Raw genomic sequence first — 25,297 nt, 5'->3', positions numbered from 1 at the left:
TCTGCCCAGTAATAAGGTTTGATGGATGGTTAATCCTGTAGTTGTTTGTTTGTCCCGCTCTGGTGAGGCCACGGCCCGCCGTGTGGCGGAAATTCTGGGTGCTGCGGTACACGGGCGCGAAGGGCGCGTGGATCAGGCGGATGCCTATTTCGCCAATGCGCTGGATCATGTGCGGGTGCTTTTTGCCAGCGGGACGCCTGTTGTCGGTGTCTGCGCTGCCGGTATTCTGGTGCGGGCCGTTGCGCCAGTGGTGAACGACAAGAAAACGGAACCGCCCCTGTTGGCAGTGCCGGATGACGGATCCACCGTGATCCCGCTGCTCGGTGGGCATCGGGGTGCGAACCGGCTGGCGCGGCAGATTGCAGAGGGTCTGTCGGCCCATGCTGCTGTAACAACTGCCGGTGATGTGGCGATGGGGGTCGCTTTGGATGAACCGCCCGTTGGCTGGCGCCTGTCCAACCCGCAAGATGCGAAGGCTGCGATGGCCCTGATGCTATCGGGTGAGGGTGTTTGTGTAGAAGGCGAAAATATCTGGGGTATCGAAGCTATGGATGGCGGCGCTGTCACGCTGACCACTACTGAAGCGCCTGCTGAAGGGGACGGCACGCGGCTGGTCTATCATCCGCAACGCTTTGCGCTGGGACTTGGCTGTGCGCGGGGCTGCGATGTGGACGAGATGTGGGAACTGGTGCAAAAAACGCTGGCGGACAACAACATTGCAGCGGGGGCGGTTGCCTGCGTCGGTTCGCTTGATCTGAAGGGCGACGAACCTGCGATGATCGAAACAGCCGCCCGTTTGGGCGTGCCATTCCGCGTGTTCACGTCGGCAGAACTCGAAACGCAGACGCCCCGTTTGGCCAGCCCGTCGACGGTGGTTTTTGACGAGGTCGGTTGTCACGGCGTGTCCGAAGGCGCGGCGCTGGCATTGGGCGGGGACGCGGCAGTGCTGACGGTTGAAAAGCAAAAAACCGCGAATGCCACTTGTGCGCTGGTGCGTGCAGAGACGCCGATCACCGCGTTTGCGGGGCGTTCGCGTGGCAAACTGTCGATCATTGGTATTGGTCCGGGCCAACACAGCTGGCGCACGCCAGAGGCCAGCGCGCTGGTAGCAGAAGCCGAAGAACTGGTGGGTTATGGGCTCTATATCGATCTACTTGGCGCTTTGGCGCACGGCAAGGAACGCTCTGACTTTCCACTGGGCGGTGAGGAAGACCGCTGCCGATATGCGCTGGAACAGGCGGGCAAAGGTAAGAATGTTGCGCTGATTTGTTCCGGTGACGCCGGTATTTACGCGATGGGCGCGCTGGTGTTTGAACTGCTGGATCGCGGTCCTGATGAAATGGGCGTGTCCGATGCGGCGCACCGTGTCGAAGTGGTTTCCACCCCTGGTGTTAGTGCGTTGCAAGGGGCTGCGGCCCGCGCTGGTGCGCCCTTGGGGCATGATTTCTGCGCTATTTCCCTGTCCGATCTGCTGACCCCGCGCGAAGATATTGTGAAGCGGTTGAAGGCGGCGGCGGAAGGGGATTTTGTTATCGCCTTTTACAACCCTGTTTCCATGCGTCGCCGTACCCTGCTGGCCGAGGCGCGGGACATTCTGTTGCAACACCGCCCAGCGGATACGCCTGTGATGCTGGCATCAAGCCTCGGGCGGCCCGAAGAACACGTTCGCTATCGCAAGCTGTCCGAATTGGAAGTGGATGAAGTGGACATGCTGACGGTTGTTCTGGTCGGGTCCAGCCATTCCAAGCTGGCACAACTGGGCGAGGGGCCGCGCATGTACACACCGCGCGGTTATGCCCGCAAGATTGATGGAGATCTGGCGTCCTGAGCGGCGCAGAGAGGAAAGCGATATGACAGTTTATTTCATTGGTGCTGGTCCGGGAGATCCGGATCTGATCACGGTCAAAGCCAAGGCGCGGATCGAAGCCTGTCCAGTCTGCCTTTATGCAGGTTCGCTGGTGCCAGAGGCTGTGGTGGCCTGCGCGCCCGAAGAGGCGAAGGTCATGGACACAGCCGCCATGACGCTGGACGATACCCACGCCGAGATCAAAGCCGCACATGAGCGGGGCGAGGATGTGGCACGGGTCCATTCGGGTGATCCGTCGCTGTATGGTGCCATTGCCGAGCAGATCCGCCGGCTACGGGCGGATGACATTCCGTTTGAAATCATCCCCGGCGTTCCGGCTTATGCGGCGATGGCTGCGACCATCGGGCAGGAACTGACCATACCGGAAATCGCGCAATCCATCGTGCTGACCCGTATGTCCATGCAGTCTACCTCTATGCCGGAGGGCGAGACGCTGGACAACTTCGGTCGTACCGGTGCCACGTTGGCGATCCATTTGGCCGTGCGCAACATGCGCGAGATTGAACGGCAGTTGGTCCCACATTACGGCGCGGATTGCCCTGTGGTTGTTGGCTACCGTGTGGGCTGGCCCGATCAAGAGATTATTCGCGGCACCCTGTCCGACATTCGCATGAAAGTGCGCAAGGCCAAGATTACCCGCACCGCGCTGATTATGGTGGGCCCCGCACTGGCAGAGAGCCATGAGTTCGTTGATTCAGCGCTTTATGATCCATCAAAACCCCATGTTTTGCGTCCTGTTACCGGCGTTGATCTGGTGGAACCAAACAACACCTGACCGCAGTATTCGCGCGAAAACGTTAACAGCCGGTGTCTTTGGGGACACCGGCTGTTTTTTTGTCTGGCAGATTTTAATAAAACGTTAGTTCGACGGGTTCTTCGAGGCCGCGCGCCGCGCCTTGTTCTTCTTGCTGTTGGCCTTTCCGACTGCGGGTGCAAGGTTCTTGCCGCCCTTCTTTTTCAGCGGCGTCACCACGCCTTCGGGACGGCTGTCCTCGGGGCGGGCGCGCTTTTTGAACTTCGGCTTGCCTTTGTCTTTGGTGGTCGGCGCTTTGGGCTTTTTACGGCGCGGGGCCGGGTCGTCGTTCCAGTCCACCGGCGCTGTAGACGCTTTTGGTTTGAATTTCGGCTTTGGACCACGTTGCGCAGCGCTCGGGGCATCGATCTGGGTGATCGGAGACTCCCGGTCGAACTCCATCTTTGGTCCGACAGATTTCAGGAAGCCATCGACGCTGCCCTTGCGGATTTCCACCAGCGTTTCGCCGTGTTGCACGCGGATTGCGCCGATGTCGTCTTTGGTGATGCCGCCAACTTTACACAGTTTGGGCAGGAAGCGGCGCACTTCGACGCCTGCATTCTGGCCACCCGCCACAGAAAACCAGACCGAAGGCCCGAAGGCAGCTTTGGCATCGCGCGGGTCAAACGGTTGCGGCTCGCCCAATTCTTCCGGCGCAGTCTGACGGGAGCGGTAAAGCCGCAGATAGGCCGCTGCGATTTGCTCGGGGCTGTGCAGCTCCAGCAGTTTGGCGACACCTTCAGATTCTTTCTCCGCAACCGGTGTGTGCCAAGCCTCATCGGCCAGCATACGGGCTTCGTCCTGCGCGCTTACGGCTTCGGCTGAAGGGGCGGGGCCTTGTTCAGCTGTCAGTTTCGCCGTGCTCAGCAGACGTGCGGCTTTGCGCAGGGCTTTAGGGTTGGCGATCAGGATCGAAACACCCTTACGCCCCGCACGGCCCGTCCTGCCCGAGCGGTGCAGCAAGGTTTCACTGTTGGATGGCAGGTCCGCATGGATCACCAGATCAAGGTTTGGCAGGTCGATCCCGCGTGCTGCAACATCGGTCGCCACACAAACGCGGGCCCGTCCGTCACGCATGGCTTGCAGCGCGTGGGTTCGTTCGTTTTGGGACAGCTCGCCTGACAGGGACACCACGGAAAAGCCGCGGTTGGACAGGCGGGTGGTCAGCCGGTTCACAGTGGCACGGGTGTTACAGAACACCAGCGCACCGGGCGACTCATAGTAGCGCAGCACGTTGATGATGGCTTTTTCATCGTCGCGGTTGGCCACGCTCATCAAGTGGTATTCGATGTCGGAGTGTTGCTGGCGTTCACCGATGGTGGAAACGCGCACCGCATCGTTCTGATAGGTCTTCGCCAGTTTCGCGATGCTGCCGGAAACGGTTGCAGAGAACAAAAGCGTGCGGCGGGATTTAGGGGACGCTTCGAGGATAAATTCCAGATCTTCGCGAAAGCCCAGATCCAGCATTTCATCCGCTTCGTCCAGCACCACAGCGCGCAGGCCGGACAGGTCAATAGAACCGCGCATGATGTGATCGCGCAGACGCCCCGGTGTGGCCACTACCACATGAGCGCCGCGGCCAAGCGCTCGGCGTTCGTCGCGCATGTCCATGCCACCCACACAAGAGGTCACGACAGCGTTGGCCTTACCGTAAAGCCACGTCAGTTCGCGCATCACCTGCATGGCAAGTTCCCGTGTCGGGGCGATCACCAAGGCGAGCGGTTTACCAGCAGGCCCGAAGGATTCATCGTCTTCCAGCAGGGTCGGGCCAAGTGCGAGCCCAAAGCCCACCGTCTTGCCAGATCCGGTTTGTGCCGAGACCAAAAGGTCCGAATTACCCAGTTCGGGATCGGTCACAGCGGTTTGGACGGGGGTAAGTGTTTCGTAACCGCGCTCGGATAGCGCGTCAGTGAGAGCTTGTTTCATAGGTCAGTTCTTTTCGGGATTGGCCCCGAAGAGCGGTCACGCGCGGCAGGGAGGTTCGTGCCGCAGCTACGCGGTTGGGGCCAGTGTGTAAAGGTCGATTTCCGCAAGGCTGGGTTGCAAATCCGCACAGCTTCACGATTTCGTCTCATTAAATTCATTGAAAATACATATTAATACGCCACACTGGATACGTCAAAGAGGGGATTCTTAATGGACGTTCACATGTCACCCGAAGTTCTGGAAGGGTTGCGCCGCGCCCGTACACAGGAACTGGAGCGGAGCGCGCGTTTGCGGGTTGTGGTCGGGGAAGATGTTTATCCTGTGCTGCGCAACTGGGACGGCGGCTTTGCCCTGTCAGTGGATGCACCCCCCTTGCGCGGAACCGTGGAATTTTGCAACGGCGCCCGCTTGTTACACGAATGCCTGATTGTGTGTTCTGCGCAGGAAGGGGCGGAGATGGTCTATGAATACAAACGCCTGTCCCGCGTAACAGAGGGCCGCGTTCTGGACTTTGAACAGGCGGATAACGCGCCGGTTGCTTATCTCAGCGCGCCCGAGGCCTGAGGTTGCGCCAAACCCGTGAAGCCGCGGCTTAGTAAAGCGGCGCCTCGTAAAACTTTTCGCCTTCGATTGTCAGCCCTTTGATCATGCCAGTGCCGTCTTTGGCTAAAGCAAGGATGACGCCCAGTTTTTGTTCTCGGCGCAGGTTTTCCAGTTCCAGTGCCCGTTCCTGCGGGGCAAAGAAGCGGTCGAACGGGAAATCGATTCGCAGCGTCTGGCTATCGCTACCGGATGTGAACAGGGCGTTGCCTTTAATCACGGGACCGTCAAAATCGGTTGGGTAGGTATCGTGCAGGCTGACAGGTTGGGCGAAGGGGCCGGAGGTATCGAGCGCGACGTAGACCGGATCGTTCCACGTGAAACTACCATTAACGGATACGCTGTTTCGATCAATTCGGCTGATCTGGAGGTTCAGAACAGCGTAATGGCCGCGGAACAGGTCTCGTGGGTCGATAAAGCCGGTTTCCAGCAGCACCTCTTGTCCCGATTGCAGGGTGGTGGCGCGGTCGGTGATGATTTTCGCCAAAACGCCGGTTTGCAGCAGGGCTGCGAGAAGGGTGCCTATGATCAGGAAACGGCGGCTCATGACGGGTCTCCTTTTTTGCGGGACAGGCGCGGGATGATGAACACGCTGGCCAGTAAAAGCACGCCCACCCCGAGGTAAAACACACTGGTCCCGATCAAGGTGCCGACGGTTTCAAAATAGGTGGTCAGCAGCGCGGCGGCGAAAAGAAAGAAACCGAGCATTGCCAGCTGACGGTATTCAATGCGCCAGCCCATGCGGATCACCCAGACAGCCCCCCCAACCATTAGCAACTGCGCGAGCAGGGCGTGGTCGGGTTTGGTCAGCATCAGAGCAAAAGTCACCGTAGCAAACAGCGGGGTGACGATCAGATCATAGGCGTTCGGATGGGCCGCGCGCACAGCACTGATGCCAACGGTCCAACAGATCACGAGGCTGGTAAGTGCAGGCAGCAGGTAGGCAAGGCTCGTCGGTCCATAGAGGATCAGCGCCCCTTCATGAAGGGCGATCACATGCCACGCGAATATGGTCACGGATAAAAATGCGATAGCGTAAAGGATCACCGCCCGCTCGAACCCGCGCAGCAGTCGGCGGGTGCGATCAGACCAGAGCGTTGTGGAGAGCATCACGAAGGCGAGGCTAAGCCCGATGTTCAGCATCACCAGTGATCCCTGATCAACGAGGGTCAACGCGCTGAGCATGAACCAGATGCACGCAGAGAAGACGATCAGATGGGCGGCAAACCGGCTGCGCACCGCATAGGCGAGTGCGCCAGCGGCCAGCAGGTACAATGGAAAGTCGAAATGGAGCGGCGGGTTGCTGGAAAAAATATTCGGGGGCACCATTACCCATGTCATCAACAGTGCGAGCGACAGCACAAGGGCCGGAACAGACAGGGTAAGTGCTGCAGCCAGCAACGTGCCCATCGCCCACAGCCAAGTCGCGGCCTTGGGGCTGCCTTGAATGTGATAAATCTGGCTGATCAACATGATCCCTGCGCCGAACATCGCGCAGGCGCCAAGAGTGCAGGTCTGCGCTGTCTTGTGATAGCCGCGCAGGGACAGGATCAGCGAACCGCCCCAGAAAGCCCACATAGCGCCAAAGATCAGGCCCACCCGTGTCAGGCGGCCCATCCCGTCCCAATTGGCGGCAACAAAGCTCATCACCGCAAAGCCGAGGCAGATTACAGCGAGTAGCACCAGAACCTGCCGGAACGACGTGCCACCCGCACGGCTCTGCACATCCGCGTCAAGCTGCGCCGCTGTTGTCGCGTCCAGCAAGCCACGAGCCTGCCAGTCTTCGATCGCTTCTGTCAGAACGGATTTTTTGTTCCAAATGGCCATAAAAAAGATGCCCCTCGTTTCGGGGGCATCTTATGGCGCAGGGTCTGCGCGTCAACCAAAAGTGGTGCGGATCAGCGGGAGCGAACCATGCCCACGATGTCATACGTCTTGTCGAGGATCGGCTCGGCAATAGCGGCGGCGCGGTCTGCCCCGTTGCCAAGAACCCTGTCAATTTCAGCAGGATCGGCCATCAGCCGGTTCATTTCCTGCGTGATTGGTGCCAGATGATCCACGGCGAGTTCGGCCAAGGCCGGTTTGAACTGGCCGAATTGCTGACCGGAAAATTCGGCAATCACACTTTCAGCGGTACGACCCGACAGGGCGGCGTAGATATTTACCAGATTGCGCGCTTCGGGGCGGCCTTCCAGTTCTTTCAGCGTCTCTGGCAGGGGCTCCGGATCGGTCTTGGCCTTGCGGATCTTTTTGGCAATCGTGTCAGCATCATCGCGCAGGGTGATACGGCTTTGATCCGACGGGTCGGATTTGGACATCTTCTTGGTGCCGTCGCGCAAGGACATGACGCGCGTGGCCTCGCCGTCGATCAGGGGATCGGGGGAGGGGAAGAAATCCGTGTCAAAGTCATGGTTGAACTTTGCCGCAATATCACGGGCCAGTTCCAGATGCTGTTTCTGGTCCTCGCCCACAGGCACATGGGTGGCCTGATAAATCAGGATGTCCGCTGCCATCAGCGCAGGATAGGCCAGCAGCCCGAGAGAGGATTTCTCGGCGTTTTTGCCTGCCTTGTCCTTGAACTGGGTCATGCGGTTCATCCAGCCGATCCGCGCAGTACAGTTGAAGATCCACGCCAGTTGTGCGTGTGCAGGAACCTGCGACTGGTTGAACAGAATGGATTTCGCCGGATCGAGACCACAGGCGATGTAGGCGGCTGTCACCTCGCGGGTGTTGTGGCGCAGGTCTGCGGGGTCTTGCCAGACGGTGATCGCGTGCATGTCGACCACGCAATAGAGGGTTTCGATGTCGGACTCTTGCATCTCGACAAAGCGTTTCAGCGCGCCAAGATAATTGCCAAGCGTCAGATTTCCCGATGGCTGGATGCCGGAAAAGACGCGCGGTGTGTGTATTGTCTCGCCCATTGCGAAAACTCCGTCTGGTGTTGATGGAGGGGTTATCGCTATATGGGCGGGTATCGTCAAGCGATGGAGCCTTTACATGTATGACGCCGAGGGGAATAGCGCCCCGATCAACCCCCTGCCGCCTGTGGTTATTCTGCTGGTTGTCCTCATCGCTGCTGTGGAGGCGATCTTCCAACTGGGCGAGGCAGGTATTATCGGCGGGGCCACCGGACCGGCGTGGCGCATTATGATCGCGGACCAGTTCGGCTTTTCCAATGCGGCGGTCTATCTGATGTGGGACACAGGGCAGTATCCGCCCGAGCTGCTGGTGCGGTTTGTCAGCTACATGTTTGTGCATGCGAATTTCGTCGCCGCTTTGTTCAGCGTGGTTTTTATCCTCGCCCTTGGGAAATTCGTCGGGGAGCGGGTTCACTGGCTGGTGTTGCTGGCGATTTTCTTTGGCAGCGGTATTCTGGCGGCGCTGGCGCAGGCGATTGTGATGGGGCCGACGATGGCCATGCTTGGGGCGGGGGCGGCGTCTTACGGGTTAATCGGTGCGCTGAGCTGGATTTTGTTCACCGAACAGCGGGCTGTCGGGCAGAACGGGCTGCGCGCCTTTCGGCTGATCGCGGCACTTGGCGTCTTGCTTGCGGTGTTTTCAATCTTGTTCGGCGGGCACGACTGGTTTGAACGTGTGGCCGGTTTCTTCGTCGGTTTCGGGATTTGCGCGCTGCTGCGGCCCGTGGCAGGGGCGGGGCTGACCTATTGGCGGGACCGGATGCGACGCGGTCGGAATATGGATATTTAACCCAAAAAGAGCCTGCGCCGGTTTTTAGTTTACCGGCGCACCACGTTGCGCAGCCCTTGTTTGGTGAAAGCGCCAAGCATCAGGCAGGCCGCAAAGTAGACGCCGGTACCACCCACAACCAGCAGGGCGAGCGCGGGGTAGCGCAGACCATCTGTGACCAGCCAGTCCGACAGCAGCCATTCCAGCCCGTAGGTGAACAGGCCCATAATCACGCAAGCCACCAGCATACGGGGCAGGGCGCTTAGCAGACGGTCGTCAAACGCTGCGGCAAGTCCCATGCGGCGGGTGCCAAAGTAAAGCAGCACTGCCAGCGCTACAGACGAGAGCGTTGTGCCGATTGCAGCCGCGAGATAGCCGAACTGGGTGGACAGGCCGATGGCAAGCACCGCGTTCAGCACCATAGAAACCAGCGCGAAATAGAACGGGGTCTTGGTGTTTTCCCGCGCGAAATAGAGCGGCTGGAATACCTTTTGCAACACGAATGCGGGCAGACCGATTGCATAGATCGACAGGGCCGCAGCCGTTTTGGCCGCGTCTTCGGCGGTGAAGGCGCCCCGTTCAAACAAGACGGATACAACGGCTTCGGGCACCACCAGCAAGCCGACAGCCGCGGGCAGTGTCAGAGCGAGCGCGAATTCGGTGGCGCGGTTGAAGGCGTGGCGGCCACCGTCTTCGTCGTTTGATTGCAGCTTGCGGGACAGATCGGGCAGCAGAACCACACCGATGGCGATGCCGACCACCCCAAGCGGAAGCTGGTACAAACGGTCGGCCACAGCCAGCCACTGGATCGCGCCGTCAAAGTAGCTGGCGACCTGACGGCCTACCAGCAGATTGACCTGCACAACCCCACCGGCGAGCGCGGCGGGCGCTGCGATCATGGCGAGCCTGCGGATTTCAGGGGTGAAGCGTGGCAGTTGTGGCAGAAGGCGGATGCCAGCACGGGAAGCGGCGATCCACACCAACGCCAGTTGCGCCACACCGGCCACAGGCACACCCCATGCCAGTGCAAGGGCCACATTTCCGCCAAGCGCCCATGTGGCAGCCATTGCACTGATCAGAATGATGTTCAGTACCACCGGCGCGGCCGCAGCGGCTGCAAAGCGGCCCATCGAATTCAGGACGCCCGACAGCAGTGCTGCGAGTGAGATAAACAGGATATACGGAAAGCAGATTCGCGCGAAATCGGTTGCCAGATCAAAGCGCTCGTCGCCCGCAAAGCCGCTGGCCATAGCCAGTACAAACCACGGCATGAACAGTTGCGCGATCAGGGTGAGGCCGATCAGAACACTGGCAAGGCCTGCCATTGCGTTCTGGGCAAACTGGCGCGCGTCTTCGCCACTTTCCAGCTTTTTGGAGAACATCGGCACGAAGGCCATGTTGAACGCGCCTTCCGCGAAGAAGCGGCGGAACATGTTGGGCAGGGCAAAAGCCACTTGGAACGCCTCGGCCACGGGGCCGGCGCCAAAGAAGGCGGCGATCAGGATGTCACGGATAAACCCCATGACGCGGCTGGCAAGGGTCCAGCTGCTGACGGTGAAGAAACCGGCCAGCAAGCGGATGCTCCGCGGCTTGGTCGCAAGTGTCACGCGAGCGCCCCCACCGCGCTTTTCTTGATGGCTTCACAAAGGGCGTCTTCGATTTTTGTGCGCTTCGCTGCACTGTGTAATTTCAATCCGAACATGTCTTTCACATAAAATACATCAACCGCCTGTTCCCCATAAGTGGCGATCACGGCGCTGGCAATGTAGATATTGTTTTCAGACAAGGTGCGGGTCAGATCATAAAGCAGTCCGGGTCTGTCACGGGTGTCCACTTCGATGATGGTATAAAGGTCCGAACCTTTGTTGTCGAAAGAGATCACTGTCGGGACCACGAAATCCCGTTCCCGCTTTTTGATTTTGTCGTGCGGTTTCAGCGCGTCCTTGGCGATTACTTCACCCTTCAGGGTTTTGTTAATCATAGAGCGCAGGCGTGTCAGGCGGGATTTCTCATAGGGTTTGCCCTTGGCGTCCTGAATCCAGAAGACCGCCGTGGCATAGCCGTCAGAGGAGGTATAGGTTCGCGCGTCCACTACATTCGCGCCGACCAGCGCCAACGCCCCTGCAAGCCGCGAGAAAATGCCCGGATGATCTTGCAAAACAAAGCAAGCACGGGTGGCGTCGTGGTCTTTATCCGCTTTGATGTCGCTCAAAATCTCGGTGGTGGTTGCCTTTTGCATCAGTTTGGCGAAAATCTTGTGGGTTTCTGTGTCCAGCCCCTGCCAATAGGCGGGGTAGTGGCGCTCTACCTCGGCATCCAGCGCCTTACGGCTCATCTTGGGGAGAGCCGCGCGTAGGGCGTCCTGCGCCTCGCTTGAGGATTGCAATTCAAGGACCTTGTCAAAGCCTTCATGAAGCGCGAGTTTGGTATAGCGGTGCAGATCGCGGATCAACTGGGCTTTCCAGTTGTTCCATGTGCCAGGACCAACGCCGCGGATGTCGCAGACTGTGAGAACTGTCAGCAGATTTAGCCGAGCTGTGGTTTTCACTTCTTTGGCAAAATCGCGCACAGTTTTCGGATCAGACAAATCCCGCTTTTGGGCTACATCCGACAGCAGCAGATGATGGCGAACCAGCCAGACAACCGTATCAGTTTCCCCTTCCGACAGGCCAAGCTGGGGACAAATCGTGCGCGCCAGACGGGCCCCCGCGATAGAGTGATCCTCAGGCAGGCCTTTGCCTATGTCATGCAGCAACAGCGCCACATATAACACCTTGCGATCCACGCCGCCTTCCAGAATGCCGGACGCAACCGGAAGGCTTTCTTTCAGCTCCCCTTTTTCGATCCGTGCAAGGTTGGAAATACATTGGATCGTATGCTCGTCCACCGTGTAGTGGTGGTACATATTAAACTGCATCAGGCAGACAATGCGCTGGAATTCGGGGATGAACGCGCCGAGCACACCAAGTTCGTTCATCCGCCGCAACGCCCGCTCCGGATTGCCATAATCCAGCAACAGCGACAGGAACAGCTTTTGCGCTTCGGGGTTGGTGCGCAATTTGTTGGTAATCAGTTCAAGGTTGGCAACGATCAACCGCATAGCGTCCGGGTGGATCAGAATGTCTGTATCGAGACCGTGTTCGAATATCCGCAAGAAGTTGATCGGATCGGCCAGATAGGCGTCTTCATCTTCAATCGACAGCCTGCCGTGGACGATTTTATAGCCCTCTGGCGCTTCGACGGAATCGCTGCGCCAAGGCATCGCCCTAAGCAGGCGCGCCCCGAATGAGGGTTGCTGCTTTACGTGTTGGGCTTCTAGTGCCGTCAGGAAGATGCGGGTAAGATCGCCCACGTGGGTGGCGTGGGTGAAATATTCCTGCATGAAGGCTTCCACACCGCGCAGACCTTCTGTGTCCTCATAGCCGAGTGCCGTGGCAATGGCGACCTGACTGTCAAAAGTCATCAGTTCAGCAGCACGCCCCACAACAAGATGCAAATGGCAGCGCACGGTCCACAAGAAATTTTCGGCCTGATCGAAACTGGCGTATTCGGTGGTGGTGAAATAGCCTGCATAAATCATCTCGGAGGGCAGTTTCGCCCCGCTAAGGTATTTGGTGATCCAGTAAAGGGTCTGAAGGTCCCGCAACCCGCCTTTGCCCTCTTTGACATTCGGCTCCAGCAGAAAGCGCGTGGCGCCCTGCTTTTTGTGGCGGGCTTCCCGTTCTTCCAGTTTAAGGGCGACGAACTCTGGTCCGGTGGACTTGAACAACTGCTTCCAAAGCTGGGTGTCCAGTGTTTCCGCCAGCTCTGCATCGCCGTAAAGAAAACGAGATTCCAGCAGGGCTGTGCGGATCGTCAGATCAGTGCCCGCAAGGCGGATACATTCCTCCACGGTGCGGGTCGCATGGCCGATCTTCATCTTTAGATCCCAGAGGATGTAAAGTGTACTTTCCACCACACTCTCTCCCCACGGGGTCAGCTTGTAGGGGGTCAGGAACAGCAGATCTACGTCAGAAAACGGGGCCATCTCCCCGCGGCCATAGCCCCCGACGGCAACAATGGAAATCCGTTCAGATCGGGTGGGGTTGGGCAGCGGGTGCAGGTAGGTTTGCACCATTTCAACAGCGGTGTTGATCAGTTGGTCAGTGATGTAGGTGTATGACCGGATCGTGCGGCTGGTTTTGAAGGGGGTCTTTAGATAAGCGGCTTTGATGTGGTCTCGGGCTTGGATGTTAACCCTGTCAAGAACGGTGCTGATCGCAGAGCGTTTCGCGTAGTTATCAGCGCAGGAGGACAGCGCCTCTTCGATTTCTGCGCGGATGGCGGGACCGTCAAAAAGCAGTCCCGGTTCGCAGATCAGCGCACCGGGACCACCTGTATTGGTTTGACTGGTATTGATATCAGAAACCTGCTCCACCAAAGCTCCTTGGGGCTGGATCCAGGACGACTACGTTACCTTCTTGGAATGTAGCAACCGCCAGCGCGCGCTGGTTGGTTCCCTCCGGACGCAGGCGGAATATGCCGTTGGCCCCTTGGAAGCCCGCATTGCGGGTCAGTTTCTTGCGGGTTAGCGCATCAGAAGACCCCGATTGCAGCAATGTGCCGACAGCACGCATGGCATCATAAGCTTTGCCGGCAAGAAGGTGCGGGTTGGTGCCATTGGCCGCTGCATAGCGCTGGTTGAACGAACTGGTGGCGCTGGTGTCGTTCAACGCAAAGAGGGAGCCTTGCAACCCCGCGCTGCTGCGCACAGCCGGTGCGGTTTGATCCCAGCGGGTCAGGCCGATGAATTGCGTGCTGGCAGAGGTAACACCTTTCTCAGGAAGCATCTGCGCGAAAACCGGCAAGGCGCCAGCAGCATCGGCATCCAGCACAAGCGCCGTTGCACCCGTCCGTTCGATAAGGGATTTGGTCGCGGAAACGGCAGCAATCGCGCTGTCGCTGGTAAGTTCGTATTTCGCAACACCGACAAATTCAGCGCCGTTGTTTCTTGCAGCGGACTGGACAGCAGCAGCGGCTACGTCACCGGCGGCATCGGCACGCACCAGTGCAGCAACGCTGCGCTGGCCTTTGCGCGCGGCATAGCCAACAACGCGATCAGCGGTGTTGGCGAATGTGTCGCCAAGAATGAAGACGTTGCCGCCGGCAATGTCTGGGTTGTTCGAAAAGCTCAGCACGTTGATGCCTTGAGAGGCCACGGCTGTACCAGCTGCGTTTGCCGCCTGTGCGAACAGCGGACCGACAAGAATTTTTGCGCCTTCACTGGCCGCACGCTGGGCCGCGGCTGCCGCCTGATTTGCATTGCCAGCTGTCGGATAGACCCGCAGATCGATCTGCACGTCGCCCATTTCAGCAACCGCCAGTTTAGCGGCGGCGACAAGGCTGCCCGCCAGCGCTTCTTGTTGCTGGTTCCCTGAACCCGAAGGCACAAGAACCCCGACGACGACAGGTTTGCTGGTGTTTACGCGGGGTCCTTGCGAACCGCCTCCGACCTCGGTACACCCCCAAAGCACAGCAGCGGCTGTGACAAGGCCGGCAGTCTTAAGGCCGAATTTCCTGATCTTATGAAACACAACAGTCCCCCTTCGTGACATAACTGGTCTAAGCAGCGTAATATACGGGAAAAACTAAGTGCTGGGCGGTGGGAAAGCAACGCCTGTTCAACAAAGAAGTGGAATTAGGCAGATGCATGCTGGGAAAATTGCGGCAGGACTTCATCTAGTGGCGACACCGATCGGCGCCGCGCGCGATATTACGCTGCGCGCGCTCGATATTCTGGGCAATGCAGACATGCTTGCGGCGGAAGACACACGCAATACCCGCCGGCTCTTGGATATCCACGGGGTGATGCTCGGGGACCGGCGGCTGCTGGCCTATCATGATCATAACGGCGCGCAGATGCGGCCTCAATTGCTCAGAGCGCTGCAAGAGGGCGCGTCTGTGGCCTATGTTTCGGATGCAGGTACACCGATGGTGGCCGATCCGGGGTTCGATCTGGCCCGTGCGGTGATTTCCAAGGATCTGCCGGTCTTTGCCGCCCCTGGCGCGTCTGCGTTGCTGGCCGCGCTGTGTGTGGCTGGACAGCCGACCGACCGGTTCTTCTTTGCCGGTTTCGCCCCGAATAAGACTTCGGCGCGCAAAAAGTTCTTTGCAGAGTTTTCACAGATCGGCGCGACGCTAGTCTTTTACGAATCGCCCAAAAGAGCCGCCGCAAGTCTGCGCGACATGTGTGAAATTTTCGGCGCTGAGCGTCCGGCGGCCTTTTGTCGCGAATTAACCAAGAAGTTTGAGGAAACCTGCCGTGGTACTCTGGCAGAGTTGGCAGAGGAAATTTCGGGTCGCGATTCTGTCAAAGGGGAGGTCGTGATCGTATTGGGGCCGCCCTTGGAAAAAGAAGTGGTGCAGGAAGATGTCGATGAAGCGTTAAGAGCGGCGCTATCGCGTCTGCGGGTCAAGGATGCTGCTAGCGAAGTGGCCGAAGCTTTTGGGATGGCGCGCAAGGAAATCTATCAAAGAGCCTTGGAACTCAAAGAGGATTCATAGTCTCTTAATATTTTCCCCGTAGAACAGATGTTAAACGAGCAACGGGGATAAAATGGATCGCGCAACCACCGGTAAAATATCCTTTCTGAAAGGTCAGGCGGCTGAAGGTCAGGTGGCGCAGGCCTATGAACGTAACGGTTTTGAAATTGTGGACCGCCGCTGGAAATCCAAAGAAGGCGAAATCGATTTGGTCGCGCGCCACAAGGGAAAACTGTATTTCATCGAAGTGAAAGCCAGTAAAACCTTCGAAACAGCTGTTCAACAAATCACCCCGCGCCAGCAGAAGCGCATTCACAATTGCGCCCTGCAATACCTTGCAGAAAAAACGGGGCATCTTGACGTGGATTGCCGGTTTGACGCTGCTTTAGTGGACAGCGCAGGACGGATTAAAATATTGCCTGGCGCTTTGCTGGCTGCCTAAATTTTAAGCCAGAGGCGCGTGATGTCCTTTAGGACGCTTGTTTCTTCTTTCCAATAGATGGGTGCGGGTTATTGAAACCTGTGCCGCACTGCGTCATGTATTTATGAACGCAATTTGTGCAGCAGTGCTGCTCTCTGGAAAGAACATCATTATGAGTTTGAAGGTCGCCTTCCAAATGGACCCTATCGGGGACGTCGATATTAATGCAGACAGCAGTTTCCGCATCGCTGAAGAAGCACAAGCCCGCGGGCATGAGTTGTTCTTTTATACGCCCGATAAACTGGCCTTCGACGAAGGCCGCGTGACGGCGCGGGGGCACCGGATGGAACTGCGACGCGAGGTTGGCAATCACGTGACACTGCAACCCGAAGAGACGGTCGACCTTGCTGACTGGGACGTGGTTTGGCTGCGTCAGGATCCACCATTCGATATGGGGTACATCACCACCACCCACATTCTGGATATGCTGCATCCCGACACTTTAGTGGTGAATGACCCCCGCTGGGTGCGGAATTATCCCGAAAAGCTGCTGGTTCTGCAATTTCCCGATCTCACGCCGCCTACTACAATTGCGCGCGATTTGGAGACGTTGAAAGCCTTCAAGAAGCGGCACGGGGATATCATTCTCAAACCGCTCTACGGCAATGGCGGCGCTGGTGTGTTCAGGCTGGAACCCGGTGATCGCAATCTGAACTCGCTCCACGAATTGTTTACCACGATCAACCGTGAGCCTCTTATCGCACAGAAGTTCCTCCCTGATGTGGCAGCAGGCGACAAACGTGTTATTCTCGTTGACGGGGAACCTGTCGGCGCCATCAATCGCGTACCTGCCAAGGGGGAGACGCGCTCCAATATGCACGTGGGCGGGCGCCCCGAGAAGGTCGGCCTGAGTGAGCGTGACAAGGAAATCTGCGCAGCCATTGGCCCGTTGTTGCGGGAAAAAGGACAAATATTCGTAGGCATCGACGTAATCGGTGGTAATCTGACCGAAATTAACCTGACTTCGCCCACCGGCATTCAGGAACTTGAACGCTTCGATGGTATCAATGTTGCGGAAATGATCTGGGAAGCGATTGAGGAGAAAACCGGAAAATGACATCTCTGCGCCTGCGTCTTTACAGTATCTTTACGAGATTGGTGATAAAGCCTTGGGTGCAACGTGTTAATGATCCGGCACAGGCGCGGCAGGCGTTCGAAAAACACGCCCGCCGTATGCACGTCCACCCCGCCCGTGCGGATTACCGGAACGGTGTGATCGGCAAGGTTCCGGTTCTCTGGGCGTCTGCTGGACCTGTATCCCGACCGGAGGTGTTGCTCTACCTCCACGGGGGCGGCTTTATTGTGGGGAGTCCGGACACCCATAAACATATGGTCGCAGATATCGCAGGCTCCGTCGGGATGGAAGCCGTCATACCCCGTTATCGTCTTGCGCCGGAGAATCCGTTTCCAGCCGGATTTGATGACGTGTTGGAAGTCTACAAGGGCTTGCTGGCGCGGGGGCTGAGGGCAGACCAAATACTGCTTGGCGGTGACAGCGCAGGCGGAAACCTCGCCCTGTCACTTTTGGCCTATCTTTCATGCAAAAACGAAGAAATGCCGCTCTGTGCTTTTGTTCTCAGCCCTGTGGTTAACCTTGAGGGCGGGTACGACAGCTTGAAGGAAAATGCGCAAAGCGAAGTGCTTCTCAGCGCTGACCGCTTTGACGAGCTTGGTAAAATGTATCTGGGTCATCAGGACTGCGGGCAGGACTGTGCGTCTCCGATCCATGCGAAGTTTGATCGGTGCCCACCGATACTGTTTCACCACTGCAATGGCGAAATTCTGCGGGATGACACGTTGGAAATGCAGCGCAAACTTGTCTCAAAAGGTCATGATGTTTTGGTGCGCAGCTGGCCAAATGCATTCCACGTGTTCCACATCATGCGCGGTCACTTTCCAGAGGCCCGCGCAGCCCTCGATGATGTAAGCGCTTTTCTTAAGGCACGGCTGACATCAAGCGGTAACTAATCGCCTCCGCGACGTGGGGCAGACGTACACTTTCCGATCGATCCAGATCTGCAATGGTTCGGGCAACGCGCAAAACCCGGTGATACCCTCGCGCTGAAAGATTGAAACGCTCCGCGGCCTTTTCCAGAATGGCCTGTCCTTCATGGTCAAGTGTGGCAATTTCCTCCAAAACCTTTCCTTCGGCATCCGCATTCTGGCGCAAGTCCGGATGGCGAATAAAGCGCTGCTTCTGGCGCGTCCGCGCATCTGCCACCCGCTCTGCGATGGTCATGGACGTTTCAGAGCTTTGGGGCAAAGAAAGATCGCTCATCGTGACCGGCGGTACATCTACCCGCAAATCAAAGCGATCCATTAACGGTCCGGAAATCTTTCCCAGATAATCTTCTCCGCACAGGGGCACCCTCGCGCAGGCCCGCGATGCATCCGCCAGATACCCGCAGCGGCAGGGGTTGGCTGCGGAAACAAGCATGAACCGGCACGGATAGGTCACGTGATTGTTGGCGCGTGCAACCATCACCGTGCCCGTTTCTAACGGTTGGCGCAGGGTTTCAAGAACTTGCCGTGAAAACTCGGGCAGTTCGTCGAGAAACAGAACCCCATTGTGCGCCAGCGAAATCTCCCCGGGTTTCGCCCCACGCCCGCCACCTACAATCGCCGCCATAGAGGCCGTGTGATGTGGGTCGCGAAACGGGCGGGCTTTGGAGATGCCCCCCGACGACAGTAATCCGGCAAGCGAATGGATCATGGAGGTCTCCAGCGCTTCTTCCGGTTCTAGCGGGGGTAACAGGCCTGGCATTCGCGCGGCCATCATGGACTTTCCCGAACCGGGCGCGCCCACCAGAAACAGGTGGTGTCGGCCTGCCGCGGCGATTTCCAGCGCCCGTTTCGCCCGTTCCTGCCCTTTGACGTCTCTCAGGTCTTTGGTCTGGGGCGGGGTGACAACTTCCCCGGGCTGGGCTGGAGGCAGAATTGCGCGGCCGCGGAAATGGTTCATACATTCGAGCAATGTTTCGGGTGCAATAACCTGAACCGCGCCAACCCAAGCTGCCTCCGGTCCGCATTCCGCCGGACACACAAGATTGCACCCCGCTTGCGCCGCCGCCAGCGCAGAGGGTAGCGCCCCGATGACCGGAATGAGCTTGCCATCAAGGGAAAGTTCGCCCAGCGCGACTTGCTGTGCGGTCTCTTCACGCGGGATCACATCCATTGCCGCCATGACAGCAAGGGCAATTGGAAGGTCAAAGTGCGAACCGACCTTCGGAAGATCCGCCGGAGAAAGGTTAATCGTGATGCGCTTCGCCGGCAATGCCAGCGCCAGACCGTTCAGCGCCGCACGCACCCTTTCACGGGCCTCCGAAACCGCTTTGTCGGGCAAGCCGACAATCTGAAATGCAGGCAGACCGGCGGAGAGAGAGCATTGCACCTCTACCAAGCGGGCTTCGACGCCGTGGAAGGCTACTGTGTAGGCGCGCGCAATCATCTGGTCCCTGTCGTTCCATTAAGAATGGTTAAAACTACAGGGTCGAAAGTTTATTTTTGGTAAATTTTCATAAAACCATCCCAAGCCTGCGGGTCAGCAGCGGTCTTGTCGCGACAGAACGGATTGCAAAAACCAAAAATGCGCCCGTCCAATTCCAGATAATCCTCAACTGGCTTGCCGGAATAAGGGCAATTGCTATTTTCGGATGGTCCCGAGGTTACCGGACGCGCTGGCAGAGGTGCCGGGCCGGGCCAGGGCCCCTCCGGAAAATCTAGATCATACCCCGGCTGGATATAGTCTTGGGCAATTCCCATCGCCCGCCAGCGCCGAAATGCAGGGTCGCCAAGATGGGCGGCAATGTAGGCATTGGCAGTGTCGCTTCGGGGCAGGTTGTAAGTCGCGAAGCGGCTGGCAGCAGGCGCAAAGAACACATCGGCGATCGAATATTCTCCGAACAGCCAAGGCCCGCTGTGGCCAAAGTTTTCGCGGCAGTGCTCCCACAGCTCCACCATTCGTGCCACGTCTGTCAGCACATCTTCGGTCGCGGAAAAGTCGGGGTAGTGACGCCGCAGGTTCATGGTGCATGCGCCGCGCAATGCGGTGAATGAGGCATGCATTTCCGCTGTTACCGAGCGCGCGGAAGCGCGGGCTGCTGGGTCAACAGGCCACATCTTTTTCTCGGGGTTCTGCTCTGCCAGTGTTTCCGCCATCGCAAGCGTGTCGTAAACGACTACGTCGTCAAATTTCATAGCAGGCACCAGTCGGGCAGGTTTGAAGTCCTCTAGCATCTGGTGGAATTCGGGCTGATACATGCGCGCGGATTGGCAGCTTACGGGTATTCCGAATGTTTCGAACAGAAGCCAGCCCCGCAGGGACCAGCTGGAATAGGTTTTATCGGCTATAGCGAGTTCATATTTCATTAACGCAGGATCGGCTAAACTGAAAAGAATGCAAATCGTGTTTTGTGATCGCCATCGTCACAATGCGTGATTGTCAGCACGTATCACAGGCGCATATCGCGGGCGTATGTTGACGGCTCATATCGTTGTCATACGGTGTGATTCACGCCAAGGACACGCCACGCGGTGCCCATGTGCTCCAGCCGTGTGACCGAAAGGTTATCTATTTTGAAAGATAGCGCGGCTTTCGCGCTCATCCCGGCTGCGCGTTGTACCTGCGTCAGGATCGCCCCGAAATGGGCAACCACTATGATGTCGGTGTCCGGATGAGTGTCGCGCAACCGGTCTACCCCGCGGCTGACGCGGGTTGCGGCTGCGTCCCAGCTTTCGCCGTTTGGGGGGGCGTGGGGGCCCGGGTCCGACCAATAGGCGCGGGACAGTTCAGCGTGGGTTTCCGCTACTTGCTTGAAAGTGCGGTCCTCCCAATCGCCAAAGTGAAGCTCCCGCAGGTCGGGGTCGCTTGGCAACCTTTGGCGTCCAGACGAAAGCGCATCAGCGGTGGCGACGCAGCGTATCAGGTCAGAAGAGATGACCAGCGCGTCCTGTGGGAGGTGCGAATTTAGACGGTCAAGCGCTGGCAGATCGGACAAGTCGGCTGGTGCGTCGGTCCACCCAATAAGCCCGTCGCGATGGGTTGGACCATGGCGGATAAACCAGAAGCGGCTCATGCCATATTTGCCGGAAGCCGGCCCTTTAGCACCTGTGGAATACCAGCTGTAACCATCACGACCAAATCAGCCTCCGCGGCCAGTTTCGCATTCAACCGTCCTTGGTCTTTTTGAAAGCGCCGACCCAGCTGCGTGTCGGGAATAACGCTGTGCCCTACCTCGTTGGAGACTGTAACAATCGGGAAATTACTGGAGCGTACAGCCGTTAAAAGGGGTTCTGACGGGTCTTTCGGACAATTTTCTGATAAAATTAAATTCGACAACCATAATGTCATGCAGTCTATTAAAACGATCTGGTTTTCAGGGATGGATTTTAACGCTTCCGGTACCGCAATCGGGGTTTCGATAGTTGACCAGTCTGGGCCGCGATCTAATTGATGTTGCTTGATTTTATCCGCCATTTCACCATCGAATGCCTGTGCTGTAGCGATATAGGTGCGGGGCCGGTTGGCCTGTCGTACCAAGCTCTCTGCGAGCCTTGATTTGCCTGAGGCAACGCCGCCCAAAATCAAGGAAAATTTAGGAAAAGTAAAAATAATCGCACTCCCTTGTGAACGCTTTGGGGGGTTCAGACGTAGTATAATGAGAGCAAGCTTCAACAAGCTCAAGCGCAGAATGGACGAGGAGACCCGATCATGCCTCTTGATGATGTTACCAACCACGACTTCCGCCGTCAGGCAATGAAAGCCGAACTGCTGGACGCTGATACCGAAATCGCACTCGCCCGTGCCTGGCGTGACGAGCGGGACGAAAAAGCCCTTCATCGCCTAATCAACGCTTACATGCGGTTGGCGATTTCGATGGCATCCAAATTCCGCAGGTATGGTGCCAATACTCAGGACCTCATTCAGGAAGCGGGTGTGGGTCTTATGAAGGCAGCTGACAAGTTCGATCCAGACCGGGGCGTGCGGTTTTCGACCTACGCGCAGTGGTGGATCAAAGCGGCCATTCAGGATTACGTGATGCGTAATTGGTCCATGGTGCGGACGGGTTCGACTAGCAGTCAAAAGGCGCTTTTCTTTAACCTTAAACGGGTGCAGGCCACATTGGAACGGGAAGCCAGTGCCGCCGGTGAGGAACTGGACGGGCACCAGCTGTCAGAAATGATCGCGCAGGAAATTGGTGTGCCGCTGCGCGATGTGGAAATGATGCGGGGGCGCCTTTCCGGTTCGGACTTCTCTTTGAACGCTCAGCAATCTGCCGAGGACGAGGGTCGCGAATGGCAGGATACTTTGGCGGACGAAGGTCCGCAGGCCGCCGAGATGGTAGAGCGTAATCACGACCTGGGCCAGCTGCGCAATTGGTTAACCACAGCGATGGAAGGGCTGAACGAGCGGGAACGCTATATTCTGGCACAGCGTTTGCTGGTGGAAGATCCACGCACGTTGGGGTCCATTGGCGATGAACTGGGCCTGTCCAAGGAGCGTATTCGTCAGGTGGAATCAGCGGCGCTCGGCAAACTGAAAAAGTTGCTTGAGAAAAATACAGGTAATTCCGCCGAATTGATGGCCGAATTGATGTGATCGCTAAAGCCTCCGCGTGGAAGGTGGATATTTAGACCAAAAAGAGAGCGGTTCCAGCTTTTGCCGGAACCGCCCTTTGCTTTGCCCGTGAAGCTGGCTAAGTCTGGTGCCAGAGCAAACGGGAGTGAACGATGTTGAACGGGCGCAGGGTTTTACTGGTGATTGGCGGCGGGATTGCGGCGTATAAAAGCCTCGATCTGATCCGGCGTTTGCAGGAACGGGGCGCGCGTGTTGTGCCTGTGATGACCAAGGCGGCGGAAGAATTTGTCACGCCTCTGTCGGTGTCGGCGCTTGCAGGCGCGAAGGTTTATCGTGAACTGTTCGATCTGACGGATGAGGCAGAGATGGGCCACATCCAACTGTCCCGTTCCGCCGATCTGGTGGTGGTTGCGCCGGCTACGGCAGATTTGATGGCAAAAATGGCCCACGGCGTCGCCGGCGATCTGGCGAGCACGCTTTTGATGGCCACGGACAAACGTGTCCTGATCGCACCGGCGATGAATGTGCGCATGTGGGATCACGCGGCCACACAGCGCAATCTTGAGACTTTGAAACAGGACGGCGTTCTAGTGGTCGGACCGGACAGCGGCAATATGGCCTGCGGGGAATACGGGCCGGGCAGGATGGCAGAGGTGCCACAGATCGTTGCCGCGGTCGAAGATGCGTTGCTGGACGGGCCGTTGCGAGGGAAGCATATTCTGGTAACAAGCGGGCCGACCCATGAACCGATTGATCCGGTGCGCTATATCGCGAACCGGTCTAGCGGGGCGCAGGGTACGGCAATTGCGCAGGCGCTTGCAGGGCTTGGCGCGCGGGTGACATTCGTGTCGGGACCAGCGGATCATCCAATGCCCGAGGGCGTGGACGTGGTGCGGGTTGAAACTGCTGCGCAGATGTTGGCGGCTGTGGAACAGGGATTGCCCGCAGACGCAGCCGTATTTGCAGCAGCAGTGGCGGACTGGCGTGTGGCGAGCGCTTCGGACAGCAAGATCAAAAAGGACGGCAGCGGGGCTTTGCCGGTGTTAGAATTTGCAGAGAACCCTGATATCCTTGCAACGGTCAGTCAGAAGGTGGAAGGCCGCCCCGCGCTTGTCGTGGGATTTGCGGCAGAAACCGACGATGTGATTAACCATGCAACAGCAAAACGGCAGCGCAAGGGGTGTGATTGGATCGTGGCCAATGATGTGTCACCGGAAACCGGTATCATGGGGGGCTCCGAGAATGCCGTGACGTTGATCCACAATGACGGCTCCGAAAGCTGGCCCCGCATGGGAAAACAGGCAGTGGCGGATCGTTTGGCGGCAAAAATATCAGAGGTGATCGGTGGCTGATCTTGCAGTGAAAATTATCTATCTGGAGGGCGCGGACACGGCGATACCTCTGCCTGCCTATGAAACAGACGGGGCGGCGGGCATGGATTTGCGGGCCAATCTGGCGGACCGGGGTTCGGTGGAAATCGCGCCGCAGACCCGCGCTTTGGTGCCCACAGGACTGGCGCTGGAAATCCCGCGCGGGTTTGAAGCGCAGGTGCGCCCGCGTTCGGGCCTTGCCTTGAAACACGGGCTGACCGTGGCCAATGCGCCTGGAACAATCGACAGCGATTATCGCGGACCGCTGGGGGTGATCCTGATCAACCTCGGCGACACTGCTTTTACCATTAACCACGGCGACAGGATTGCACAGATCGTCTTTGCGCCAGTGATGCAGGTGGGCTGGGACCTGACCGGAACACTCGGCGAGACAGAGCGCGGGTCGGGTGGTTTCGGCTCCACAGGGCAGGGCTGATGGGACTGACGCTGATCCTGATTGCAGGGGCCGCCTTTGCGCTGCGCTTGCTGGGGGCTTCGCGCTGGGCGCAGGGGGCCGTAGTTGCCATCAGTCTGGCGTTTGTTGTGTTGGTGCAGCTGACCTTACCGCCCACATCCGCATTGCGGGTGGCAACCGGCGGATCGCTTGCGAACTGGTTGATTTTACTGGCGGTTCTTGCTGTTGTCGGGGCTTACAGCTTTGGCATCAAGGCGTTGAAACAACGGGCGGAGGATCGCGTGGAACCTGTACAGAAAACCGACAAGCTGAGTGAGACAGAGCTGGATCGCTACGCCCGCCATATTGTTCTGCGTGAAATCGGCGGTCCGGGTCAGCAGAAATTACGCAAAGCGCGTGTGCTCGTGGTGGGCGCAGGGGGGCTGGGCGCGCCGGTCTTGCAATATCTGGCGGCAGCAGGCGTGGGCACCATCGGGGTGATTGACGATGACATCGTGTCGTTGTCCAACTTGCAAAGGCAGGTACTGTTTTCGGAGGATGAACTGGACACGCCCAAGGTTTTTGCTGCGCAGAAACGGCTAAAAGGGTTGAACCCGTTTGTGGAGGTTCAGCCTTATAACCGCCGGATCACTGAAGAAAACAGCGCGGAGCTGGTCGGCGCCTATGATCTTGTGCTGGACGGGACGGACTCTTTTGCCACCCGCGCGCTTGTGAATAAGGCTTGCGTGGCGGCTGGCGTGCCCTTGGTTTCCGGTGCGATCGGGCAGTGGGAAGGACAAGTGACGGTTTTTGATCCCGCCCACGGCGATCCCTGTTATGCCTGTCTATTCCCCGAGGAACCTGCCGATGGACTGGCCCCAAGCTGTGCCGAGGCGGGTGTGGTCGGGGCCTTGCCTGGAATTATCGGGTCGATGATGGCGGCCGAGGCGATCAAGGAAATCACCGGAGCAGGGCAGGTTTTGCGCGGCTCTATGTTGATTTTCGATGCACTTTATGGCGAAAGCCGGAAGATACAAATTGAACGGCGCGATGGTTGCGCTGTCTGTGGAGGAATTTAAG

The 25,297-nt window shown here is 58.0% G+C and carries 23 protein-coding genes; 12 read left to right on the top strand and 11 right to left on the bottom strand.

The window, feature by feature from the left end:
- Window positions 1-25: 25 nt before the first annotated feature.
- Complete coding sequence (cobJ, locus tag IEX10_RS07775; protein WP_188672972.1) at window positions 26-1,828, top strand: precorrin-3B C(17)-methyltransferase; 1,803 nt, start codon at window positions 26-28, stop codon at window positions 1,826-1,828.
- A 22-nt stretch (window positions 1,829-1,850) separates the two neighbouring features.
- Complete coding sequence (gene cobM, locus IEX10_RS07770) at window positions 1,851-2,642, top strand: precorrin-4 C(11)-methyltransferase (protein ID WP_188672971.1); 792 nt, start codon at window positions 1,851-1,853, stop codon at window positions 2,640-2,642.
- Window positions 2,643-2,726: 84 nt separating this feature from the next.
- On the opposite strand, the gene IEX10_RS07765 is transcribed toward cobM, so the two are convergent.
- Window positions 2,727-4,586, bottom strand: a complete 1,860-nt coding sequence (locus IEX10_RS07765) for a DEAD/DEAH box helicase (RefSeq protein WP_188672968.1) — start codon at window positions 4,584-4,586, stop codon at window positions 2,727-2,729.
- Between the two features lie 210 nt (window positions 4,587-4,796).
- Here IEX10_RS07765 and IEX10_RS07760 point away from each other — a divergent pair, with 210 nt between their 5' ends.
- On the top strand, window positions 4,797-5,150 hold the full coding sequence (locus tag IEX10_RS07760; protein ID WP_188672966.1) for a hypothetical protein: 354 nt from the start codon (window positions 4,797-4,799) through the stop codon (window positions 5,148-5,150).
- Between the two features lie 28 nt (window positions 5,151-5,178).
- Here IEX10_RS07760 and IEX10_RS07755 read toward each other — a convergent pair whose 3' ends face one another.
- From IEX10_RS07755 to trpS, 3 genes are all read right to left on the bottom strand, one after another.
- Complete coding sequence (locus tag IEX10_RS07755) at window positions 5,179-5,733, bottom strand: GDYXXLXY domain-containing protein (protein WP_188672963.1); 555 nt, start codon at window positions 5,731-5,733, stop codon at window positions 5,179-5,181.
- Complete coding sequence (locus IEX10_RS07750) at window positions 5,730-7,013, bottom strand: DUF2157 domain-containing protein (protein ID WP_188672960.1); 1,284 nt, start codon at window positions 7,011-7,013, stop codon at window positions 5,730-5,732. Before IEX10_RS07750 ends, IEX10_RS07755 begins: the two co-directional genes overlap by 4 nt.
- A 71-nt stretch (window positions 7,014-7,084) precedes the next feature.
- Window positions 7,085-8,107, bottom strand: coding sequence for a tryptophan--tRNA ligase (trpS, locus tag IEX10_RS07745; RefSeq protein WP_188672957.1), 1,023 nt, complete (start codon window positions 8,105-8,107; stop codon window positions 7,085-7,087).
- A gap of 76 nt (window positions 8,108-8,183) precedes the next feature.
- Between trpS and IEX10_RS07740 the strand changes: the two genes are divergently transcribed.
- Window positions 8,184-8,894 carry a rhomboid family intramembrane serine protease gene (locus IEX10_RS07740; RefSeq protein WP_188672955.1) on the top strand — a complete coding sequence of 237 codons (711 nt, stop codon included), beginning with the start codon at window positions 8,184-8,186 and terminating at the stop codon, window positions 8,892-8,894.
- Window positions 8,895-8,923: 29 nt separating this feature from the next.
- Here IEX10_RS07740 and murJ read toward each other — a convergent pair whose 3' ends face one another.
- The 3 genes from murJ to IEX10_RS07725 are packed head-to-tail and all read right to left on the bottom strand — an operon-like array spanning window position 8,924 to window position 14,446.
- Window positions 8,924-10,480: a murein biosynthesis integral membrane protein MurJ gene (gene murJ, locus IEX10_RS07735; protein ID WP_188672952.1), complete on the bottom strand. Its 1,557-nt coding sequence runs from the start codon at window positions 10,478-10,480 to the stop codon at window positions 8,924-8,926.
- A complete protein-coding gene (locus IEX10_RS07730) occupies window positions 10,477-13,290 on the bottom strand; it encodes a [protein-PII] uridylyltransferase (protein WP_373287444.1) in 2,814 nt (937 codons plus the stop codon). Before IEX10_RS07730 ends, murJ begins: the two co-directional genes overlap by 4 nt.
- A complete protein-coding gene (locus IEX10_RS07725; protein ID WP_229678469.1) occupies window positions 13,274-14,446 on the bottom strand; it encodes an ABC transporter substrate-binding protein in 1,173 nt (390 codons plus the stop codon). The genes IEX10_RS07730 and IEX10_RS07725 overlap by 17 nt, the downstream gene beginning before the upstream one ends.
- Before the next feature lie 112 nt (window positions 14,447-14,558).
- On the opposite strand from IEX10_RS07725, the gene rsmI reads away from it, so the two are divergent.
- From rsmI to IEX10_RS07705, 4 genes are all read left to right on the top strand, one after another.
- A complete protein-coding gene (rsmI, locus tag IEX10_RS07720) occupies window positions 14,559-15,416 on the top strand; it encodes a 16S rRNA (cytidine(1402)-2'-O)-methyltransferase (RefSeq protein WP_188672946.1) in 858 nt (285 codons plus the stop codon).
- Window positions 15,417-15,468: 52 nt separating this feature from the next.
- Entirely contained in the window at window positions 15,469-15,837 is a 369-nt protein-coding gene (locus IEX10_RS07715) for a YraN family protein (protein WP_188672943.1), read from the top strand.
- Between the two features lie 157 nt (window positions 15,838-15,994).
- On the top strand, window positions 15,995-16,933 hold the full coding sequence (gshB, locus tag IEX10_RS07710; protein WP_188674618.1) for a glutathione synthase: 939 nt from the start codon (window positions 15,995-15,997) through the stop codon (window positions 16,931-16,933).
- Window positions 16,930-17,844, top strand: coding sequence for an alpha/beta hydrolase (locus IEX10_RS07705; RefSeq protein ID WP_188672940.1), 915 nt, complete (start codon window positions 16,930-16,932; stop codon window positions 17,842-17,844). Before gshB ends, IEX10_RS07705 begins: the two co-directional genes overlap by 4 nt.
- Here the strand turns inward: IEX10_RS07705 and IEX10_RS07700 are convergent.
- The 4 genes from IEX10_RS07700 to cobU form a co-directional block, all read right to left on the bottom strand.
- Window positions 17,813-19,324, bottom strand: coding sequence for a YifB family Mg chelatase-like AAA ATPase (locus IEX10_RS07700; protein WP_188672937.1), 1,512 nt, complete (start codon window positions 19,322-19,324; stop codon window positions 17,813-17,815). The genes IEX10_RS07705 and IEX10_RS07700 overlap by 32 nt on opposite strands.
- Window positions 19,325-19,374: 50 nt before the next feature.
- A complete protein-coding gene (locus IEX10_RS07695) occupies window positions 19,375-20,244 on the bottom strand; it encodes a glutathione S-transferase (RefSeq protein ID WP_188672934.1) in 870 nt (289 codons plus the stop codon).
- A gap of 128 nt (window positions 20,245-20,372) precedes the next feature.
- Window positions 20,373-20,951, bottom strand: coding sequence for a histidine phosphatase family protein (locus IEX10_RS07690; RefSeq protein ID WP_188672931.1), 579 nt, complete (start codon window positions 20,949-20,951; stop codon window positions 20,373-20,375).
- Window positions 20,948-21,613, bottom strand: a complete 666-nt coding sequence (gene cobU, locus IEX10_RS07685) for a bifunctional adenosylcobinamide kinase/adenosylcobinamide-phosphate guanylyltransferase (protein WP_229678468.1) — start codon at window positions 21,611-21,613, stop codon at window positions 20,948-20,950. Before cobU ends, IEX10_RS07690 begins: the two co-directional genes overlap by 4 nt.
- Here cobU and IEX10_RS07680 point away from each other — a divergent pair.
- The 4 genes from IEX10_RS07680 to IEX10_RS07665 all read left to right on the top strand — a co-directional run bounded on the left by IEX10_RS07680 (window position 21,587) and on the right by IEX10_RS07665 (window position 25,296).
- Entirely contained in the window at window positions 21,587-22,474 is an 888-nt protein-coding gene (locus tag IEX10_RS07680; protein WP_188672928.1) for an RNA polymerase factor sigma-32, read from the top strand. The genes cobU and IEX10_RS07680 overlap by 27 nt on opposite strands.
- A gap of 131 nt (window positions 22,475-22,605) precedes the next feature.
- Complete coding sequence (gene coaBC / locus IEX10_RS07675; RefSeq protein ID WP_188672925.1) at window positions 22,606-23,805, top strand: bifunctional phosphopantothenoylcysteine decarboxylase/phosphopantothenate--cysteine ligase CoaBC; 1,200 nt, start codon at window positions 22,606-22,608, stop codon at window positions 23,803-23,805.
- Complete coding sequence (dut, locus tag IEX10_RS07670; protein WP_188672922.1) at window positions 23,798-24,259, top strand: dUTP diphosphatase; 462 nt, start codon at window positions 23,798-23,800, stop codon at window positions 24,257-24,259. The genes coaBC and dut overlap by 8 nt, the downstream gene beginning before the upstream one ends.
- Window positions 24,259-25,296, top strand: coding sequence for a HesA/MoeB/ThiF family protein (locus tag IEX10_RS07665; protein WP_188672920.1), 1,038 nt, complete (start codon window positions 24,259-24,261; stop codon window positions 25,294-25,296). The genes dut and IEX10_RS07665 overlap by 1 nt, the downstream gene beginning before the upstream one ends.
- Window position 25,297 lies beyond the last annotated feature (1 nt).

The organism is Neptunicoccus cionae, assembly GCF_014643735.1.
GTDB lineage: Bacteria > Pseudomonadota > Alphaproteobacteria > Rhodobacterales > Rhodobacteraceae > Amylibacter > Amylibacter cionae.
The sequence above is the reverse complement of the archived record's forward strand: the minus strand, read 5'-3'. Positions and strand labels throughout refer to the sequence as shown.

Bases quoted from the DNA above. Each gene is read 5' to 3' on its own strand.
- cobJ (WP_188672972.1), top strand. From the start codon at position 26: ATGGTTAATCCTGTAGTTGTTTGTTTGTCCCGCTCTGGTGAGGCCACG.
- cobM (WP_188672971.1), top strand. From the start codon at position 1,851: ATGACAGTTTATTTCATTGGTGCTGGTCCGGGAGATCCGGATCTGATC.
- IEX10_RS07765 (WP_188672968.1), bottom strand. From the start codon at position 4,586: ATGAAACAAGCTCTCACTGACGCGCTATCCGAGCGCGGTTACGAAACA.
- IEX10_RS07760 (WP_188672966.1), top strand. From the start codon at position 4,797: ATGGACGTTCACATGTCACCCGAAGTTCTGGAAGGGTTGCGCCGCGCC.
- IEX10_RS07755 (WP_188672963.1), bottom strand. From the start codon at position 5,733: ATGAGCCGCCGTTTCCTGATCATAGGCACCCTTCTCGCAGCCCTGCTG.
- IEX10_RS07750 (WP_188672960.1), bottom strand. From the start codon at position 7,013: ATGGCCATTTGGAACAAAAAATCCGTTCTGACAGAAGCGATCGAAGAC.
- trpS (WP_188672957.1), bottom strand. From the start codon at position 8,107: ATGGGCGAGACAATACACACACCGCGCGTCTTTTCCGGCATCCAGCCA.
- IEX10_RS07740 (WP_188672955.1), top strand. From the start codon at position 8,184: ATGTATGACGCCGAGGGGAATAGCGCCCCGATCAACCCCCTGCCGCCT.
- rsmI (WP_188672946.1), top strand. From the start codon at position 14,559: ATGCATGCTGGGAAAATTGCGGCAGGACTTCATCTAGTGGCGACACCG.
- IEX10_RS07715 (WP_188672943.1), top strand. From the start codon at position 15,469: ATGGATCGCGCAACCACCGGTAAAATATCCTTTCTGAAAGGTCAGGCG.
- IEX10_RS07705 (WP_188672940.1), top strand. From the start codon at position 16,930: ATGACATCTCTGCGCCTGCGTCTTTACAGTATCTTTACGAGATTGGTG.
- IEX10_RS07700 (WP_188672937.1), bottom strand. From the start codon at position 19,324: ATGATTGCGCGCGCCTACACAGTAGCCTTCCACGGCGTCGAAGCCCGC.
- IEX10_RS07695 (WP_188672934.1), bottom strand. From the start codon at position 20,244: ATGAAATATGAACTCGCTATAGCCGATAAAACCTATTCCAGCTGGTCC.
- IEX10_RS07690 (WP_188672931.1), bottom strand. From the start codon at position 20,951: ATGAGCCGCTTCTGGTTTATCCGCCATGGTCCAACCCATCGCGACGGG.
- IEX10_RS07680 (WP_188672928.1), top strand. From the start codon at position 21,587: ATGCCTCTTGATGATGTTACCAACCACGACTTCCGCCGTCAGGCAATG.
- coaBC (WP_188672925.1), top strand. From the start codon at position 22,606: ATGTTGAACGGGCGCAGGGTTTTACTGGTGATTGGCGGCGGGATTGCG.
- IEX10_RS07665 (WP_188672920.1), top strand. From the start codon at position 24,259: ATGGGACTGACGCTGATCCTGATTGCAGGGGCCGCCTTTGCGCTGCGC.